The sequence below is a fragment of the Acinetobacter sp. YH12041 genome, assembly GCF_013419975.1.
In the GTDB taxonomy this organism is placed as follows: Bacteria; Pseudomonadota; Gammaproteobacteria; order Pseudomonadales; family Moraxellaceae; genus Acinetobacter.
Map to the genome: position 1 here is coordinate 1 of NZ_VOZC01000004.1, position 18,260 is coordinate 18,260.

At 40.2% G+C, this 18,260-nt stretch carries 16 protein-coding genes and 1 pseudogene; 6 read left to right on the top strand and 11 right to left on the bottom strand.

The window, feature by feature from the left end:
- The 3 genes and pseudogenes from FTU00_RS03940 to FTU00_RS03950 form a co-directional block, all read left to right on the top strand.
- Positions 1 to 106: pseudogene (locus FTU00_RS03940) on the top strand (IS5/IS1182 family transposase); the annotation flags it as partial.
- Between the two features lie 327 nt (positions 107 to 433).
- A complete protein-coding gene (locus tag FTU00_RS03945) occupies positions 434 to 1,234 on the top strand; it encodes a DUF6502 family protein (protein WP_180179135.1) in 801 nt (266 codons plus the stop codon).
- Entirely contained in the window at positions 1,224 to 1,847 is a 624-nt protein-coding gene (locus tag FTU00_RS03950; RefSeq protein ID WP_180053941.1) for a hypothetical protein, read from the top strand. The genes FTU00_RS03945 and FTU00_RS03950 overlap by 11 nt, the downstream gene beginning before the upstream one ends.
- Positions 1,848 to 2,012: 165 nt before the next feature.
- Here FTU00_RS03950 and FTU00_RS03955 read toward each other — a convergent pair whose 3' ends face one another.
- The gene (locus FTU00_RS03955) at positions 2,013 to 3,137 is read right to left on the bottom strand and encodes an OmpW family protein (protein ID WP_180053940.1); all 1,125 of its coding nucleotides are present in this window, start codon (positions 3,135 to 3,137) and stop codon (positions 2,013 to 2,015) included.
- Positions 3,138 to 3,783: 646 nt separating this feature from the next.
- On the opposite strand from FTU00_RS03955, the gene FTU00_RS03960 reads away from it, so the two are divergent.
- Positions 3,784 to 4,791, top strand: a complete 1,008-nt coding sequence (locus FTU00_RS03960; RefSeq protein ID WP_180179136.1) for an NAD(P)-dependent alcohol dehydrogenase — start codon at positions 3,784 to 3,786, stop codon at positions 4,789 to 4,791.
- Between the two features lie 176 nt (positions 4,792 to 4,967).
- On the opposite strand, the gene FTU00_RS03965 is transcribed toward FTU00_RS03960, so the two are convergent.
- Genes FTU00_RS03965 through fahA form a run of 5 tightly spaced genes read right to left on the bottom strand, consistent with a single transcriptional unit; the run spans position 4,968 to position 8,879 of the window.
- Positions 4,968 to 5,615: a CoA transferase subunit B gene (locus FTU00_RS03965; RefSeq protein ID WP_180179137.1), complete on the bottom strand. Its 648-nt coding sequence runs from the start codon at positions 5,613 to 5,615 to the stop codon at positions 4,968 to 4,970.
- 2 nt (positions 5,616 to 5,617) lie between these two features.
- A complete protein-coding gene (locus FTU00_RS03970) occupies positions 5,618 to 6,319 on the bottom strand; it encodes a CoA transferase subunit A (RefSeq protein ID WP_180179138.1) in 702 nt (233 codons plus the stop codon).
- A gap of 21 nt (positions 6,320 to 6,340) precedes the next feature.
- Positions 6,341 to 6,916 (bottom strand): VOC family protein, encoded by a 576-nt coding sequence (locus FTU00_RS03975; protein WP_180179139.1) that lies wholly within the window; start codon positions 6,914 to 6,916, stop codon positions 6,341 to 6,343.
- Positions 6,917 to 6,936: 20 nt separating this feature from the next.
- Positions 6,937 to 7,575: a maleylacetoacetate isomerase gene (gene maiA / locus FTU00_RS03980; RefSeq protein ID WP_180179238.1), complete on the bottom strand. Its 639-nt coding sequence runs from the start codon at positions 7,573 to 7,575 to the stop codon at positions 6,937 to 6,939.
- Between the two features lie 20 nt (positions 7,576 to 7,595).
- Entirely contained in the window at positions 7,596 to 8,879 is a 1,284-nt protein-coding gene (fahA, locus tag FTU00_RS03985; protein WP_180179140.1) for a fumarylacetoacetase, read from the bottom strand.
- A gap of 188 nt (positions 8,880 to 9,067) precedes the next feature.
- On the opposite strand from fahA, the gene FTU00_RS03990 reads away from it, so the two are divergent.
- Together FTU00_RS03990 and FTU00_RS03995 are read left to right on the top strand one after the other, a co-directional pair.
- Positions 9,068 to 9,889, top strand: a complete 822-nt coding sequence (locus FTU00_RS03990; protein WP_180179141.1) for an IclR family transcriptional regulator — start codon at positions 9,068 to 9,070, stop codon at positions 9,887 to 9,889.
- A gap of 341 nt (positions 9,890 to 10,230) precedes the next feature.
- Positions 10,231 to 10,662, top strand: coding sequence for a hypothetical protein (locus FTU00_RS03995; protein ID WP_005221150.1), 432 nt, complete (start codon positions 10,231 to 10,233; stop codon positions 10,660 to 10,662).
- A 349-nt stretch (positions 10,663 to 11,011) separates the two neighbouring features.
- On the opposite strand, the gene FTU00_RS04000 is transcribed toward FTU00_RS03995, so the two are convergent.
- The 5 genes from FTU00_RS04000 to FTU00_RS04020 form a co-directional block, all read right to left on the bottom strand.
- Positions 11,012 to 12,238: an amino acid aminotransferase gene (locus FTU00_RS04000; RefSeq protein WP_180179142.1), complete on the bottom strand. Its 1,227-nt coding sequence runs from the start codon at positions 12,236 to 12,238 to the stop codon at positions 11,012 to 11,014.
- Positions 12,239 to 12,267: 29 nt separating this feature from the next.
- On the bottom strand, positions 12,268 to 13,668 hold the full coding sequence (locus tag FTU00_RS04005; protein WP_111810540.1) for an amino acid permease: 1,401 nt from the start codon (positions 13,666 to 13,668) through the stop codon (positions 12,268 to 12,270).
- A gap of 170 nt (positions 13,669 to 13,838) precedes the next feature.
- A complete protein-coding gene (gene hppD, locus FTU00_RS04010; RefSeq protein WP_004811022.1) occupies positions 13,839 to 14,900 on the bottom strand; it encodes a 4-hydroxyphenylpyruvate dioxygenase in 1,062 nt (353 codons plus the stop codon).
- 613 nt (positions 14,901 to 15,513) lie between these two features.
- On the bottom strand, positions 15,514 to 17,670 hold the full coding sequence (locus FTU00_RS04015) for a TonB-dependent receptor (RefSeq protein WP_180179143.1): 2,157 nt from the start codon (positions 17,668 to 17,670) through the stop codon (positions 15,514 to 15,516).
- 105 nt (positions 17,671 to 17,775) lie between these two features.
- Positions 17,776 to 18,219: a hypothetical protein gene (locus FTU00_RS04020; RefSeq protein ID WP_180179144.1), complete on the bottom strand. Its 444-nt coding sequence runs from the start codon at positions 18,217 to 18,219 to the stop codon at positions 17,776 to 17,778.
- Positions 18,220 to 18,260: the final 41 nt, after the last annotated feature.

An 18,260-nucleotide genomic window follows, 5' to 3' on the forward strand; every position in this document is an offset into this window, starting at 1 on the left:
AACCTTCAAAATTCTTGCTGAGCGATATCGCAATCGAGGCAAAAGACTAGCATTAAGATTCAATCTAATTGCTGGAATTTATAACTTGGAGCTGAGTGAAAAATGACTTATGAAAGAAATCTAATATTAGCTAATTACTTAAAGTATTTAATTAATCATAGTTAAAACTTAATTATTCAAAGGCGAATAATGATTGATAATTGCTGATAGGTTTTATATTGAATGGATAATTTTAAAAACTGGAATGAAGGTTAATTTTCCAGATATGTATTTAAATAGAGAGACTTCCGAGTCGAGATATTTATTAGATTTTATTATTATTGTGAGAGATTTTAAGATAAATTCTTTTCTCTTTCTAAGATTCATCAAAATAGCTTTAAATATGGAACCTTAGAAAATTTTTTATTTTGGAAGTTGGGAAAATATTGACCCTATGAGCAGTTCACCCACAAACGATACTGAATTTAATTTACAGCAAGTTTTGTTGCTAATGAACCATTTAACGAAATGGCTTATTCGCTCCGGGGTGGGCTATACAGAATTTTCTGCCGCTTTAAAGCCTATTTTTTATTTACAAGCCGTGAATGAACTGGAAACTCTTGAGAAAAAAGCCACCATATCCGCAATCAGCTTATTGTCAGGGTTGCACCGTAAAGATATCACTACTTTCAAACAAGCGATTGAAGATGGCTATTTAATTACTGATACCGACAAAACAGAAGCATTGAATATTCCTGGCCGAGTAGTCGGGATATGGGTAGCAGAAGAATGGCCAGAACAGCTGCCTTTTCATAATCTTGATCAAGATTCATTTGTAAAATTAGTCCATAGGGTATCAAAGGAAATGCATCCCAGATCGGTACTGAATGAATTGGTGCGTCTTGGAATTGTCAGGCAGGAAAAAAAACAAGTCATTTTAGAGAAAAGAAGTTTTATTCCGGATCAATCTTCACAAGATATACGCAAGCTATTGACTGATAATTTACAAAGCCATATGCAGGCGGGTTTACATAATATTTTTTGTCCGGAACAAACGAGTTTTTTAGAAGAAAGTATACGGGCAGATGAACTGACGAGCGAATCAGTTGAAATTCTTAAAAAGCATTCACTGGAATTATGGGAAAAATATTCTGAAGACTTATTCAAACTGGCTTTAGAACGTAGTGAATTGGATGAAGGAAAATCTGATGCGAATCAGACATTTTGTTTAGGGATATATCAAAGTGATACATAAAAAAAGAATTTTATTGCCTATTGTCTGCGCAACGTTGTTAGCTGGTTGTGGAGAAGAGTTTTCGGCAGGTGTCGTAAAAGGTGGAACTGGAACCGGAGGAAAACCACCTTCTGGCGTGGATATCGTGGTTGAGAGAGTTCCTTTGAAGGATTCTTACTCAATTTGGCTGTCAAAACCAAAAACGGATGATTGTCAGGGGGTTAAGCGTACTCTTCAATTTCTAGATCCGACTACTTTAGAAGTGATGGAAGAAAATCAGTCACTTGAAATTACACCATCTGATGAAGTTGTGAATCAGCTTGTTTTACAGGTCCGTTGGGAAAATCAATCAGAGCAGCCTAAAACGATTTTACATCCTTCATGCAACTATCTAATCGAATTAGCAGAACTTGGCGCCGAAGCACCTATGCGTGTAATGAGCTGTGATGTAGATGAAATAGCGGCATTAAATGTAAATGATGTTTATATTCACCAGCAGATGTATCAGTTTGACTACACATCGAAAGGCGTACTGAAACATAGCATGAGCACCCAGTTCTTACCTTTAGAAGCAAGTGGCCAAGATTGTGAAAACTTATCTATTCCTTATGAAATCCAGAATATCGAAAAGTAGTTCATATTGATAAATAGTAAAAAAGGCTTTCATAGGAAATAATGAAAGCCTTACAAATGTGACATGCAAAAAAAACCACACGGATCGTGTGGTGGCATAATCATGCATGCCTCAAAGGAAAGAAGGGACAGTGCTTGAAAAAATTAAAATAAGAATTGATGAAAATTAAAAACGATAACCTATACCCACATAGGAAATTAGCGGATCGACATCAATTTTGGTAGAGGCCTGAATCAGTTTCTCGCCCGTATTTTTATTGGTCACCGTGATATCGGTCTTATTATTTAATTTTGCATAAGAAACTGAAGCAGTTGCATACCAGCTAGAGTTTAAATCATAGTTAAAACCTAATGAGACGATAGGTGCAATAGCATCATCTGCGGTGGTTTTTACTTGGATATCTCCACTTGAAACTCTACCCTCGAGCGCTGCTCCTGCTTCACCATCATAGATATTTTGAATCATGTGGCCAGCTGCAATCAGATCATTTTTAACGCCGCCATTTAATTTAATATCAGTGTAATGAGCAAACATGACACCGGCACCGATATAAGGTCGGAACTTATTAACACCCGGTTTGCCAAAGTGATAAATCGCCTCAAGTGCAGGTGTCCAAGCACGTGCAGAAGCAGCAGTATCATATTTATCTAAGTCAGTAATGAGAATATCATTTTTCAAATATAAGTTCTGGTTTGGCGCGATAGGATGACCTACTGCTGAAAATGGTGCGTAGACTTGTCCTTTACCCTTCAAATCGACTTTTGGTGGAATGCCTCCAATCATTTGCAGAGAAACATTTTCATTCACATAGTAGTCCAGCATTAAGCCCAAAGTATCAATATCTTCGACTTCTATACCCGCATTTGAGTTCCAGTTTGATAAGCCAGAAATCTCAGCCGTACCGGTTAAACTGGTTAATGCATCTCTTAATTTTTCAGGATCATCCCCGAATTCGTTATAAAAACCATCACGCATCCAGTCAAACATTGATGGATAATTCAAAAATGGTCTGGTGATTGTCCCAATTAGACCTTGTTCAGCTGGTGTTAAATCAGTCTTGTTGTAATCAATATTTGATCGGATGGTATCACCTGTAATATCTCCTACTCGAGCAGATCTTCCTTCTTCCACGCCAGTTTTAATTCGCATCGGATTGGCATTTCCTTGTGATTTGATATGTAACCATCCGGTAGATACAGAGAATCTTTTAAATTCTGCATAACTCATTTGTGTAGTAGCAATGAGGGCAGCTACGACTATTCCTTTACCCAAACTATTTGATGTTTTCATATCCATTTCCTATTTTTTTAATGATGGCTAACTGCTGCGCCACTATAGTTTTTTTTGAATAAAAAAACCTTAAAAAAATTTACGAAACAGTTACATAATGTTATTTTTAATTATTTTTAATTATTAGTTAATGTAATTATATTTTAATAATATTATTGATATATATGTAAATAAAATAATTTTTGGGTAAATTTATTGATATAAATAAAGACTTAAAAATTTTCGCATTTTTTATAGTTGTTGCTGATTAAAAATCCTCAAATAGAATAAATTGATTAAAATTTAATCAGAAATGATTTAAAAAATTTTACTTGTTCCAAGATTATTCATGTTATTTCATAGTCCAGAAAATTTAAGAAAGAATGTAAAAAATCGATTTGTAGAGGAAGTGAGATCTTAAAATTTAGATGAATAATTGCCTAATTGAAGCATTTGAGTTGATGAAATTTTAGTCTTTCTGATTGAGAGATGAATGGATTTTTTGAATTCGATAGAAGGTAGTTTTTAAAAGTTCATTCAGATCTTTTTCTCAGGGTTGGGTAAAGATGTAAACGTTTCTTGTTCGTGTTTATGAGAAAACTACGTCAACGTTATAATCTAAGTTATAAGATGGCAAACCAATCGCTTAATAAATAGAGTCGAATTTATGAAAGCAGCTTTACGAGGTCAAACACCAGGTTTAGATCAAATAGAATTGGCAGATATTAACGATCCTGGAAAGCCCGGTCATGGAGAGATTAGAGTTCGAATTCTCAGTAACTCACTTAATTTCCATGATTATAACGTCGCAATAGGAGTTCTTCCTGCAGAATCAGGTCGACTGTTGATGGCTGACGGGGCGGGAGTCGTTGAAGAAATTGGCGAAGGGGTGACTGAATTTGCTGTTGGAGATCATGTCGTTTCCCTATTTTTCCCAAATTGGGTGAAAGCTGAGTGTCCTCAAGCTGATTTTAGCTATACACCAGGTGATGGAATTGATGGCTATGCAACTTCATATGTAGTTCGACCTGAAAACTGGTTTACTCATGCTCCCAAAGGCTGGACTCATCATGAAGCAGCAACCCTACCAACGGCTGGATTAACCGCATGGCGTGCACTGGTGGTGGAAGGAAAAATCAAAGCGGGAGACGATGTGCTGATACTTGGAACAGGTGGTGTTTCAATATTTGCACTTCAATTTGCCCTGAAGATGGGCGCAAGGGTGTGGGCAACGACTTCATCAAAGGAAAAAGCAAAATGGCTTCTCGAACAGGGCGTTGCGGGTGTTGTAAATTACCGCGAAGAAGAAAACTGGGGCGAGAAAATTTTTGAGATGACAGGCAACCGGGGTGTTGACCATGTGGTCGAAATTGGCGGACCGGGTACGCTGGCTCAATCCATCGCAGCTTCTCGTATAGGCGGACACATTACCTTGATTGGCGTGTTTACCGGGATTAGTGGAGATGTACCCACAGCGGAAATTATGGCGAAACAGCTGACCATTAAAGGCGTGACGGTAGGAAACCGTTCTGAACAGCAGGATATGATCAGAGCCCTAGAAGCAACAGATATTCATCCAATGATTGATAAAGTGTTTCCGCTAGAAGAGATTCAGGCAGCTTTTGAATATCAACGTGATGGCAAACATATTGGTAAAATTTGTTTAGACGTATGATGATTTAAAGTTGATGGGCTTCGGAATTTAACTCCTACCATTACCCTCATTGAAAATAGCCTTAAATCGAATAGATTTAAGGCTATTTTTTTGTATAGGATAATAAAGATAAAAGCTTGTACCAGATTCACATTATCTTAACTAAACAGAGATCATTAAAAGTGACCAACTATTAATCAGGCAGCTTCAAGTCTATCTGTAATCAGCTTAACTCCAGTCGCAGCTTTAATCTGCTCCAGCGTGACATCTTGAGCGAGTTCTACCAGAACCACTCCGCGTGAAGTAATATCCATAACACCGAGATCCGTAATGATCCGATTGACGACACCTTTACCGGTCAACGGCAAAGTACATTGAGGAACGATTTTCGGTGAACCGTCTTTCGCCGTATGCTCCATTAAAACGACAACTTTCTGCACGCCTGCCACCAGATCCATGGCGCCGCCCATACCTTTGACTTTTTTACCCGGAATCATCCAGTTGGCCAGATCACCCGTTTCGGAGACTTCCATCGCCCCTAGAATGGCAATATTGACATGGCCGCCACGAATCATGACAAAGGATTCAGCACTTGAGAAGAAGGCTGCACCTTTACGAGCAGTGACTGTTTGTTTACCGGCATTGATCAGGTCAGCATCGACTGTCTCTGAGGTTGGGAATTCATCAATGCCTAAGAGGCCATTTTCAGACTGGAGCCAGACGTTGATATTTTCTGGAATATAGTTGGCAACCAGTGTTGGCAAGCCAATACCGAGATTGACATAGAAACCATCTTCCAGTTCCTGTGCCGCACGCTGAGCCATTTCATTTCGAGTCCAAGCCATGATTATGCTCCTGCCTTTAAGGTCATCTGTTCAATGCGCTTTTCCGGTGCAGCATTAACGATGATTCGATTGACATAAATTCCAGGTAGATGAATATCATCCGGATCAAGTTCACCAATCTCTACAACCTGTTCAACTTCAGCCACAGTGATTTTACCGGCCATCGCACATTCAGGATTGAAATTACGCGCAGTTTTACGGAAGACCAAATTGCCGGCCTTATCCGCTTTATAGGCTTTAACCAATGCCACATCCGCGGTTAATGACTTTTCCAGAATAAACTCTTTACCATCAAATTCACGGACTTCTTTGCCTTCGGCAACCAATGTGCCAACACCTGTTTGAGTGTAGAAAGCAGGAATTCCAGCACCGCCAGCACGTAATTTTTCTGCCAGTGTGCCTTGAGGTGTCAGCTCTACTTCCAGTTCACCATTCAGATATTGGCGCTCAAATTCCTTGTTCTCACCGACATAAGAAGAAATCATTTTTTTGATCTGTTTAGTTTGCAGCAATTTGCCCAAACCAAAATCATCCACACCGGCATTATTGGAAATACAGGTCAGGCCAATCACACCAGTATTTTTTAAAGCTTCAATGAGTGCTTCAGGAATACCGCATAAACCAAATCCGCCAACGGCGAGCGTTTGATGGTCTGCCACGATATCCGCTAAAGCTTCCTGAGCATTGGCAACGACTTTATTCATCAGAAATCCTTTTCTTAAAATTCAAGCATCCATCTTGGCTTCGCGAGCGCTATGGTCTAATTCATCCGCATGCAGGAAGTGGGTATGTGAAGGCGCGCGTTTGGTTTTGCTCCATTGCTCCAGCATGTCATACTTCATTTCTTCGGTAATCATAGCAATTTTCTGCGGTGCTTTTTCATCATCATAAGCCAGTTCCAGACGGTGGCCATTTGGATCAAAGAAGTAAATTGAATGGAAAATGCCGTGATTGGTAATGCCCAGTACATCTACGCTATTGGCTTCCAGATGCTCTTTGGCCTGAACCAGTGCCTGACGATCTTTCACTTTTAAGGCAATGTGCTGCACCCATTTCGGGGTGTTTTCATCACGACCCATTTCCGGTTGGGTGGGCAGTTCAAAGAAGGCCAGTACATTGCCATTACCAGCATCTAAAAACAGATGCATATACGGGTCGAAAGCTTTAGTAGAAGGAACATGGTCCTCAGCAAAAGCCAGAATAAAGTCCATGTTCAGGTTCTTTTTGTACCATTCCACGGTTTCTTTAGCATCTTTACAGCGGTAGGCGACATGGTGAATTTTTTCGATTTGAATGGTCATGGTTATATCCTTATATATTCTTATGCTGCATCAGGCTGTGCTTCAGGTGCAGCTTTTTGAAATGCGTCCAGTGAATTGCAATGTTCATAAATCGATTCAATTTTCGGAAAATCCGAAAGATCGATGTTGAAACGTTTGGCGTTATATACCTGTGGAATCAAACAGCAATCTGCAAGGCTAGGCTGATCTCCAAAACAGAATTGGCCATTTGAATGCGTTAATTGAGCTTCAAGCGCTTTTAAGCCGGTGACGACCCAGTGTCTGTACCATTCGGTTTTCTGTTCATCGCTGGCATTCAGGGTTTTACTGAGGTACTGAAGTACACGCAGATTGTTGAGTGGATGAATGTCACAGGCAATATTCAGACTAAAGGCCCGAATCAGCGCACGCTGTTGCAAATTCTTGGGCAACAGGGGAGTTTCCGGAAATTTTTCTTCCAGATATTCAATCATGCTGAGCGACTGGGTCAGCGTGAAATCATCTTCAATTAAGGCAGGGACCAGCTCACCCGGATTAACCCGACGAAATGTTTCACTATGCTGTTCGCCGCCATTGTTCACCAGATGAACCGGGATATGTTCTGCTTCGAGTCCTTTCAGGTTGAGCGCAATACGAACCCGGTAAGCGGCCGAACTCCGAAAATAGGTATACAGTTGCATGGTCATGATTTCACCCCGGACTATTCAGTAAAACCGAAATCAATCGCTGGCAGGATTTTGCCGCTCACAGCACCGAAACCGATACGCAGGCCATCTTTTTCACAATGACCTTTCATGATCACGGTGTCGCCGTCCTGAATGAAGGTGCGCTGTTCACCATTTGATAAAGTCAGTGGCTTGGTGGCATTCCAGGTAATTTCCAGTAATGAACCATAAGAATCTGGCGTAGGACCGGAAATTGTGCCTGAACCCATCAGATCACCGACCTGAACATTACAGCCTGCGATAGTGTGATGAGCCAGCTGCTGTGCCATAGACCAGTACATATATTTGAAATTGGTTTCGCAGATGACATCAGCCTGGTCTGAATTTTCAGGCTGAATTTCAACAGACAGATTGATGTCATAGCTATTACTGCTGTTGTCTTCACGCAGATAAGTCAGAGGTTTTGGCTCCTGAGCAGGTGAACTGGTTTTAAACGGTTCAAGCGCTTCCATGGTTACGATCCATGGCGAGATCGAAGAGGCAAAAGTCTTGGCGTTAAATGGACCTAGCGGTACATATTCCCATTGTTGCAAGTCACGTGCAGACCAATCATTGAACAGCACCATGCCAAAAATATGATTCCAGGCATTTTCAATCGCAATGGGCTCGCCTAAGTTATTTGGCTTGCCGATGATAAAGCCGGTTTCCAGTTCGAAGTCGAGCTTGCGACATGCTGAAAATACTGGACGATCAGAATCCGGTAACTTGATCTGTCCTGATGGACGCACGATTTCTGTCCCGCTAACAATCACGGAGCTGGCACGGCCGTTATAACCGACTGGAAGTTCTGACCAGTTTGCTAACAATGCATTTTTCGGATCACGGAACATACAGCCGACATTAGTGGCATGTTCTTTGGATGAATAGAAATCGGTATAGCCTGGGATATGCACCGGTAGATGCATTTTGACATCTGACTGTTTCAAGAAAACCAGATCACGTAGCTCTTTATTGTCACGTAATTCGGCATGATCCGCTGACAGTAACTTTTGTAATTCCGTACGTACTTTAGACCAGTTGGCTTTACCCGACTCAATAAAACTATTCAAAGTTGGCTGATTAAAAAATTGCTGATCTTGTTCCAGCTTTAAATAACCCTTTGCTTCCAATGCTGCTAGATCAACCACCCATTCTCCAAGTGCCACCCCAGCACGTGGTTGGGTGTTTTGCTCATTACTGAAAATACCATAAGGCAAGTTTTCTAAAGGGAAATCTGAATCAGGAGCGATGTCGATAAATGACTTTAAACGCGTCGTCATAAATATGAATCCTTTCCGTGGAAAATTTAAGTTCTATACAGAATCATACTTATATTTTTAAATTACGCAATAAATAATTTGATTATGTATAATGTAAATTTGTTAATATGCGGCTATGATCTGAACCTGGAATCAGATTTGGCCGAACAAGATTTTTGATTTCGGTAGTACAATGGTTTTATAGAGCCATGAAAATTAATGCGTATATGCAGGATGAAACGATGAACGTTGAGGAAGAAAAATTACAGGGAGGGGTGCAGTCTCTAGAAGTAGGATTAACTGTACTCGATGCATTGACTGAACATAATGCACCGATGATGTTAAAAGAGCTGTCAGAAGTCCTGTCTATGCATCCTGCAAAAGTGCATCGCTATGTGGTGAGCTTGATACGTAAAGGGTATGCCCAGCAGCTCAGTGACGGGCGATATAGCCTGGGTGAGCGTGCTCACGCATTTGGCGTCAATGCCTTAAAGCGTACCGATATGCTGGAATTAACCCAAAAATATATTGCGCAGATTCAGCAGCATTTAAATTGCAGTATTCATGTCAGCAAATGGTTCGCCGATGGTGCTGTCGTGGTTCAGTCGCTTGAATCCAATCATGTATTTAATATTATTACCCGGGTCGGCTCGCGTATGCCTTTGCTAAAATCGGCAACTGGTCGTTTACATGCTTGCCTCCAGCCAGAATACATCATTAAGCCTCTGCTGGAAAAAGAGTGGGCGAATAGCGCTAAAGCAGATCAATATCCTGCGAACTGGGAAGAATTCTTGCAACTTAAAGAGAAAATCCTGCAACAGGGCTATGCTTCAGTAACCGGTGATATGATGGCAGGCATCCATGCGGTGGCGATTCCGGTATATAACTTCAGCCGACAGCTTGATCATGTTATTACCTGTATTGGCACCGAAGACCAGTTGCCAGCAGACCAGATGCAACAGGCTATTGATTATCTGCTCGGGATTCAGCAACAGATTGATGCCTTGTTTAATCCACAAGTGGCTGTCTAACACTTTATTTTACATATAATTTATAGTCATTACATAGGTCCAGACCTGATTGAGGTACTGGATCTTTTTTATATCTAAATTTTGATCGTTAGAGAGAAATTAAAAAGGTGGCTTAATTATGAAAACTAGAATTCTTATTTTAATGGATACGAAAGAGAAGAGTTGAACAGAGACTCTTACCTCTTAGATGCTTTAGAGTTTGTATAACAGCCTTTATTTTAAATTAAAGTATCAATTTGGTTTAACTAATTAATTTTAAAAAAATTAAAAATTATGTCGCAATATAGACAATTTTTATAATAACTTTTATTTTTATAATTCAATATTAAAGAATAAAAATTATGACCTTATTAAAAACACATATAGAGTTTCGATCTGATAACTTTCCTCCAACCTCTGAAGAGAAAGAAGAGTGGGACAGACAAATTTGGGGACATACATTAGCAAAATACTTATCAGAAGAACTTCCTAAGTATGGCTTAAATGTATCAGATTTCATAAATGAGGATTGGGGATATTTAATACCCTTAGCGGACGAAAAATTTAAAGGTATTTGGGTTGGATGTAATCATTATCAAGAGTATGAAAATGGTTTTTTGGTTTTCATAGATCCTTGTAGGCCAATAATTAAGAAAGGATTTTTTAAGAAAATTGATATATCAGAGCAACTAACATTTGTAGCTGATATTTTGAATGAGATACTTACAAGTAATCCTGAAATCTATGCTCAACATTGGTGGGATGAAAAGGATATGAAATTGATTGGAGAATAATCTTAAGATCTCCTAAAATTAACATAATACACGTTATACTTAATTATTTTTATTTATATAAATCATATATTTAAATTGTGATAAGAAGCTCGATCATCTTAGATTGGGCTTTTTTTATGATTTTTTATGTTTCACGAATAATAAAGAAGTAATGTCCCACGGTTTCATACAATCTCATTAATTCCAAATCAAAAAGTATCCAGATGAAATAAGAATAGATATCCAAGTGGTTACGGATTTTGCCCAAGAACATGACCTGACTCTATTTTTATTTAAAAAGATCAAATCACCATTCATAAAAAAAGCCTTCCAACACTTAAGCTAGAAGGCTTTTAAAAACTAAATTATTTTAAGCAATCAGTGATTCAGCTTCACTTTGCGTTTTAATCACCGCAGCCATCGACTCGGCAACATAATCAATATTGCTGAGGTTCAGGCCTGCTGTACACATCCGGCCACTACGAACCAGATAAATACCATAATGCTGTTTTAACAGATCCACTTGCTCAGCAGTTAAACCAGTATAGCTAAACATGCCTTGCTGTTGAGTCAGGTAGCTGAAATCAAGTTCTGGCAATGCCTGAGACAATTTTTCTTTGAGTAAGCCACGCATACGTAAAATACGCTGGCGCATCTCTTCAACTTCAGCCTGCCATTGCTGAAACAGTTCAGGATTATTTAATACCTGGCTCACCAATAGGGCACCATTAGCCGCTGGACTTGAATAAATCCGGCGAACTGTAGCTTTTAACTGGCCTAAAACATTTTGTGCGCTTGTGGAATCATCACAGACGAAACTTAAGCTACCAATACGCTCTCCATATAAAGAGAAGATTTTGGAAAATGAATGGCTGACGATAAAATTCATACCGGCTTGATCAAGTGCACGAATGGCATAGGCATCCTGTTCCAGACCCTGACCAAAACCTTGATAAGCCATATCCAAGAACGGAATTAAGGATTGAGCTTTTAATACATCAATGACTTGATCCCACTCATGTGGCTGTAAATCTGCCCCGGTCGGGTTATGACAGCATGGATGCAGTAACACAATACTTTGAGCGGGCAGCTGTTTTAAGCAATCCAGCATCGCCGGTACATTAACGGCATTGGTTTCTGCATCATAATAAGGATAGAAATGGGTTTGAATACCAGCGCCGTTAAAGATCGCAATATGGTTTTCCCAAGTCGGCTGGCTCACCCATATTTCAGATTCTGGAAAATATTTCTTTAAAAAGTCAGCGCCGACTTTTAGTGCACCTGAGCCACCCAAAGTCTGAATCGTGACCACACGACCTTGCTCGCGGGCAGGGCTGGAGGTTCCAAAAATTAATTCCTGTGCAGCCTGGTTAAAGCTGTTCAGACCATCCATCGGCAAATAAACACGGACTTTATTATAGTCAGGGGTCAGGTAAGTATAGGCTTTTTGCACTGAGTCTAGTTGCGGCACAATATTGTCTTCGTTGTAATATAGGCCGATGCTTAAGTTGACTTTGTTACTACGCTGATCTTTGTTGAATTCTTCCATTAAAGAGAGAATCGGATCGCCGGCATAAGTATCAATATGTTGAAACATGAATCTATCCTAATCTAATCAATATGCGATTACGCTTCTGGTAAGGTGCTAATTTTGCTGTTATCTAAAATAGCAGTCTGAGACTCCTGTTTGCGCTTAAAGAAGTAGGCAACCGAGAGAATACCAATCCAGACCGGAATCATGATGACAGCCACACGCATGTCCGGGGTGCTGCTCATAATTAGCAGAATACCGCCCATAAATGCGATACATAAATAGTTGGTGAATGGATAAGCTACACTTGGAAAATCGGTTTTGGTCTGCATGCGGTTCATGGATGTCTTGAATTTCAAATGAGTATAGGAAATAACAAGCCAGTTAATCACGATGGCAGCAACCACCAGCATCATCAACATGCTAAAGGCTTTTTCCGGCACCAGATAATTTAATAAAACGCACATCAAGGTGAAAAACGCTGAAACCATCACTGCATTCACAGGGATGCCACGCTGATTAATCTTGCTTAAGAACTTCGGTGCATTACCTTGTTGGGCTAAGCCTAACAGCATACGGCTGGTACAGTAGTTAGTACTGTTATATACCGAAACCGCTGCGGTTAACACCACGAAATTCAAAACACCAGCAACTGTTTGACTGCCGAGAGAATCAAAAATCATGACAAACGGACTACCACCTTGTGCCATCATGTTCCAAGGGTAAAGTGATAAAATCACTACCAGGCTCAGGATATAAAATAACAGGACACGGTAGACAATCTGGTTGACTGCCTTAGGCAAGGTTTTTTTCGGATTATCGGTTTCAGCGGCTGCAATCCCGACCAGTTCAATGCCACCAAAAGCAAACATGATCATGGCCATCGCCATAATCAGGCCCATAATCCCATTCGGAAAAAAGCCGCCGAGTTGCCATAAATTTTCCAGACTGGACTGGCTGTGGCCGCTACCACTGGCAAGCAAGTAACTGCCGAAAGCAATCATGGCAATAATCGCACCGACTTTAATAATCGCCAGCCAGAACTCCATTTCACCGAATAATTTCACGTGAAGCAAATTAATGACATTAATGAAAATGAAGAAGCCGAGGGCAGAGACCCAGGTCGGAATTTCCGGCCACCAGTAATGGATATAAAGACCGACGGCACTTAATTCGGCCATACAGACCAGAATATTCAGTACCCAATAATTCCAGCCCGACATAAATCCGGCAAATTTGCCCCAGTATTTATAAGCAAAATGGCTAAAAGAACCGCTCACAGGTTCATGGACAATCATTTCACCGAGCTGGCGCATCATTAAGAAGGCAATCAAGCCTGCAATGGCATAACCTAAAATAACGGAAGGCCCAGCAAGCTTGATCGTTTGTGAAATTCCAAGAAACAGTCCGGTACCAATTGAACCACCGAGTGCGATGAGCTGAATATGCCGGTTACTTAAACCTTTTTTCAGGTTTCCTTGTTCAATGTGCTGCATTTTTATTCATCATCCATGTGAGATTAAGCGCTGAACTATGATGTGCTTTATTATTTTTATGCCGTCATCGATGCAGAATCTTAAGTGTTATACGAGCGTATACGTTGAAACAGAGGCAACCATACCGATGCATATGACACTACATAGACACCGGTATGGTTTTAAAAAGGTCAGGCTTTAGAAATGTCTAAAACACCACGTTTGATCTGATCACGTTCGATTGATTCAAATAGGGCCTTAAAGTTACCTTCACCGAAACCGTCATCGTCTTTACGCTGGATAAACTCAAAGAACACTGGGCCAATCATGTTTTCAGAGAAAATCTGTAACAGCAGGCGTTTGTTACCATCTTTGGTATTGCCATCGAGCAGAATGCCACGTTTTTGTAGCTCATCCGCTGGCTCACCATGATTTGGCAGACGTTCATCCAGCATTTCATAATAAGTGCTTGGCGGTGGCGTCATGAACTTGGTGCCTAAAGCTTTCAGCTTGTCCCAAGTTTCAAGCAGGTCATCACAGATAAAGGCAATGTGCTGAATGCCTTCTCCATTGAATTCGTTCAGGAACTCAGCGATCTGGCCATTACCTTTGTCTGAATCTTCATTCAGTGGAATACGGATCTTGCCATCTGGTGCTGTTAGTGCCTTAGAAGTCAGGCCAGTGTATTCGCCTTTAATATCGAAGTAGCGGATTTCCTGGAAGTTGAAAATCTTTTCATAGAAATCTGCCCAGTACTGCATACGACCTTTATAAACATTATGCGTTAAATGATCGATTTCATTCAGGCCAGTGCCGACTGGACGCGATGGAACATTATCAAAGAAGATAAAATCATTTTGGTAAATGTCACAATCGACCAGGAAGATTGGAGAACCACCGATTCCTTTAATCGCAGGGATGTTAAGCTCCATTGGGCCGATTTTGCTATAAATCGGTTCTGCACCGATTTCAATCGCCTTTTGAAAAGCTTTTGCCGCATTCTTGGTACGGAAGCCCATTGCACAAGCAGAAGGACCGTGCTCTTTATAGAAAAATGCTGCATATGATTCAGGCTGATAATTCAGAATGATATTAATATTGCCCTGGCGCCATAAATAGACATTTTTCGATTTATGCTTCGCCACTTTAGTGAATCCGATGGCTTGGAAAACAGGATCCAACTGACCATCTTCAGATACAAATTCAATAAATTCGAATCCACATAGTTCTAATGGATTGGCTAATTCATTCATACAACATCCTCATTTTTTAGAAGCAATCCTATTGCTCATCTTTTACTGTCTGTTCAGGCTCTACGGAGGTATGACTGCCGTTTTATATTGAGAAGACAAATCCGTTTGCCTGACTTCTTTGACTTGCTGAACTGCATCGATTCCTGATGCACACAAGAAAAAGAAGGAATTTAACTCATCATACTGGATCTTGAATATTATTCAATACGTAATTTAATTACGTAATAAATAATTTCATAAAATATGGGGTTAATTTATAACATAAATTAATGTTATTCATAAAAAATATTTTTTGGATAATTCCAAGATACTAAATCATAGGAAATGTAGTTTTTTGTAAGGAAAATCTATTTTGAATACTCATATCAAAAAGGCTTATGAACACAAGTTTTTGTTATGGAAATTTAAGAAAATGAAATATTAAAAACTTAGCTTCAACTTGTTTTGATATTCAAAAAAAAAGCCCTTAAATAATTAAGAGCTTTAGTCATCCAATCCAGTTATATCTAATGGCCATACCGGTTCCAGCATTCAAGACTGAAAGGATAGGCATCTTCGAATAGAGATCAAAACAGGCTGAGTGTTTATCTCTTGGTAACAATTTAAACAGGCTTTAAAAGCGATACTTTGCTCCTATTGTGATGTTTAAAGGCAAAGCATATTGAGGAATCGTACCTGAACCTGAAGTATTGAGACTGCCATCTGCCAGATAACTGAGACCCTGATCATAATAGGATTGATCTGTAATATTCTGTGCAATGGCGAATAGCTGTAATTGAGGAGTGGCTTGATAATTCGCACTCAGATCAACCGTTAAGGCTCCCTCATTCAGCTGGGTATGCGCGGTATTATTCCAATACTCGGCAAACTCTCGTAACTGCACATTTAGATGCAGCTGGTCTGTCGCTTGCCAGGATGCACCCCAAGTCGCATTCCAGGTCGGAATCTGTCCGATCTGCTGGCCGGTTGGCGCTACAGCAACGCTTAAATTAGAGCGAGTCAGTTCAGACTTGGTTCTTGTATAACCCGCATTCAGGCTAATACGATCGTTCACCTGAACATTTGCAATAAGTTCAAATCCTTGCATTTTGGCATCACCGGCATTGACATACTGGCGTAATGTGGCAGCAGCACTCACCCCAGTATCACAGTAATTATTGCCTGCATCACAGTCGGATCGAACAACCGCATAATCAATGTAATCTTTCACTTTATTATAAAAATAGGTGCCAGAAAGCGTTAAAGCATGATCGCTAAAATCAAAACCTAATTCGGCTCCCCGATTGGTTTGGGATTTCAGGTTAGTATTGGGAACTGTGTAATTCGAACCACCGATAAAACTACGGTACATCTGGTTCAGACCGGGTGCAGAGAAGTTTTTATAGGCTGCACCGCGCAGATCCAGTTGATCATTGAAATGATATTTAAAGCCGAGGCGGGGACTAAAGTGATTTTCATCTTGGTCAGTCAGACGGTTTTGAATCGGGCTGCCTGCATATTGTCCATAAGTTTCTGCATCCAAGGCTTTCCAGAAATCCTGACGTAAACCCAAAGTAATATCCAGAGGCAAGGTTTCAGGACGATACAAAGCTTGGGCAAAAATACCTGCAAACTGATGCGTTGCTTCTGCAGTGATATTGCCCAAAAAACCGGTACTATTAAAAATATTCAGCGGGTCTTTCACTTCAATTTGGCGATAATCGATACCAAATTTAATGTCTTCCAATTGTTTCCATTGGGTATTTGCTGTGATTGATGTACCGAAACTGTCATATTCCGCCTTTTCCTTCTGGCTGATAATCGATGTGCCATTATTTGGAGTTGCCAGACTATAACCTGGAATAGAAGCATTTTGGGTTTGCATGTCATTGGTTTGATACCACGCTAATGTATTCAATTTCCAGTCTGAGCTCAGCTCGGTGAGGCCAGTGGCAGCAATGCGAAACGTATTCCATTTATTTTCAGCATCCCGATATTGCAAGCCTTCTTCTTTAGTTTCGCTCGCAAGCAAGGCGAGTAAATACTCATCCTGCTGATTGGGACTATAAATGGCTTTAATATTGAGTGTATCCACCTGACTTTCTGTTTTGCTCATGTCTGGATGGCGATATCGTTTCGGTACCTGCCAATAGCCATCAGACTGGCTGCCGTCATAACTCAAGCCGATTTTAAATTTTTCTGACAGTTCCCATCCTTGACTGGCTCCGTAACTAGCCGTATTAAAACTGCCATAACTTGCATAAATTGCACTGCCTTGTTCTGGCTGACGGGTAACAATATTAATTACGCCGCCCATGGCCATATTGCCCCATAAGCTGGTCGCACCACCGCCACGGATCACTTCAATTCGCTCGACCTGTTCTTTAGGAATTTGGGCCCAATTGATAGTTCTAAAATAAGGATCATTGGCGGGAATACCATCGACAAGCACCAGATTTAAACCATTGGTGGAGGTGCCAAAACCACGGATGCTGATGAGCTGGCTAGTTGGATGTAATTGGGTCGATAGGCGGGCCGGAGTAAAGACGCCAGGAATTTTGTTAATAATCTGGTCAATACTGCTTTGTGGTGCATTTTGAATCTGTTCATATTCAATGACCGTCGTACTCATGTCCATATCCTGTAAATTACTGCCACGGCTGGCCATCACGGATATAGGTGCTAATTGTTCGAGCTGCTTTGCTGGACTTTCTTCTGCATGAATAAGATTACAAGTCAAAATTGCGAGTGAAAGTGCGCTGAATTTAAATAAATTATTTTGTGTATTCATTATTATTCCACCTGAATCAGGAAAAAAGGAATGTCGAACCACATACTGAAAGTAAGTAGTTTGAATATTTTTAAAAATAATTAAGACAACTGTTTAGGTTATGAACTAGATAGAAAGTGGAGGACCACGATTTTGGAAGAAGGTTAAGTAAAGTTTTTGATAACGCTTGAGACTGGAAACAGGTAAACGATGAGGTGTTTTGCCCAAAATTAATGTCAGTAAGATGAGAAGGCAGGCAAGCCAAACAGGATTAAAATTCTGTCCCAAAACCAGACAGAATTTACAAAAAGTATCTGCGCTATACAGGATTTTTTCTTCTACATTGCGCTGTTCAGCTAATAGGAAAGATTTCTGGATCTGCGACTGTGTAGCCTCTAATTTAATATGATCAGCATGGGCTTCCGGTGGATTGAAAATAGCAAGTTGCTTGCAGATTCCAGACCCAAGCTCAGGATGTGTTTGCAAAATGGGCGTAATAAAGACAGAAAGCTGCATTAGCCATGCAAAGATGGCGAATATAATAGAAGCTTTCTGAAAGGTTAAACGCACAATCATCCAACCTATATAAAAGGCGTATAAATGATTATATA

What these genes read in the sequence shown, in the direction of transcription:
- FTU00_RS03995 (WP_005221150.1), top strand. Translation starts at nt 10,231, where the DNA reads ATGACCTTATTAAAAACACATATAGAGTTTCGATCTGATAACTTTCCT.
- FTU00_RS03965 (WP_180179137.1), bottom strand. Translation starts at nt 5,615, where the DNA reads ATGGCTTGGACTCGAAATGAAATGGCTCAGCGTGCGGCACAGGAACTG.
- FTU00_RS03945 (WP_180179135.1), top strand. Translation starts at nt 434, where the DNA reads ATGAGCAGTTCACCCACAAACGATACTGAATTTAATTTACAGCAAGTT.
- maiA (WP_180179238.1), bottom strand. Translation starts at nt 7,575, where the DNA reads ATGCAACTGTATACCTATTTTCGGAGTTCGGCCGCTTACCGGGTTCGT.
- FTU00_RS04005 (WP_111810540.1), bottom strand. Translation starts at nt 13,668, where the DNA reads ATGCAGCACATTGAACAAGGAAACCTGAAAAAAGGTTTAAGTAACCGG.
- FTU00_RS04015 (WP_180179143.1), bottom strand. Translation starts at nt 17,670, where the DNA reads ATGAATACACAAAATAATTTATTTAAATTCAGCGCACTTTCACTCGCA.
- FTU00_RS03970 (WP_180179138.1), bottom strand. Translation starts at nt 6,319, where the DNA reads ATGAATAAAGTCGTTGCCAATGCTCAGGAAGCTTTAGCGGATATCGTG.
- FTU00_RS03975 (WP_180179139.1), bottom strand. Translation starts at nt 6,916, where the DNA reads ATGACCATTCAAATCGAAAAAATTCACCATGTCGCCTACCGCTGTAAA.
- fahA (WP_180179140.1), bottom strand. Translation starts at nt 8,879, where the DNA reads ATGACGACGCGTTTAAAGTCATTTATCGACATCGCTCCTGATTCAGAT.
- hppD (WP_004811022.1), bottom strand. Translation starts at nt 14,900, where the DNA reads ATGAATGAATTAGCCAATCCATTAGAACTATGTGGATTCGAATTTATT.
- FTU00_RS03960 (WP_180179136.1), top strand. Translation starts at nt 3,784, where the DNA reads ATGAAAGCAGCTTTACGAGGTCAAACACCAGGTTTAGATCAAATAGAA.
- FTU00_RS03990 (WP_180179141.1), top strand. Translation starts at nt 9,068, where the DNA reads ATGAAAATTAATGCGTATATGCAGGATGAAACGATGAACGTTGAGGAA.
- FTU00_RS03955 (WP_180053940.1), bottom strand. Translation starts at nt 3,137, where the DNA reads ATGAAAACATCAAATAGTTTGGGTAAAGGAATAGTCGTAGCTGCCCTC.
- FTU00_RS04000 (WP_180179142.1), bottom strand. Translation starts at nt 12,238, where the DNA reads ATGTTTCAACATATTGATACTTATGCCGGCGATCCGATTCTCTCTTTA.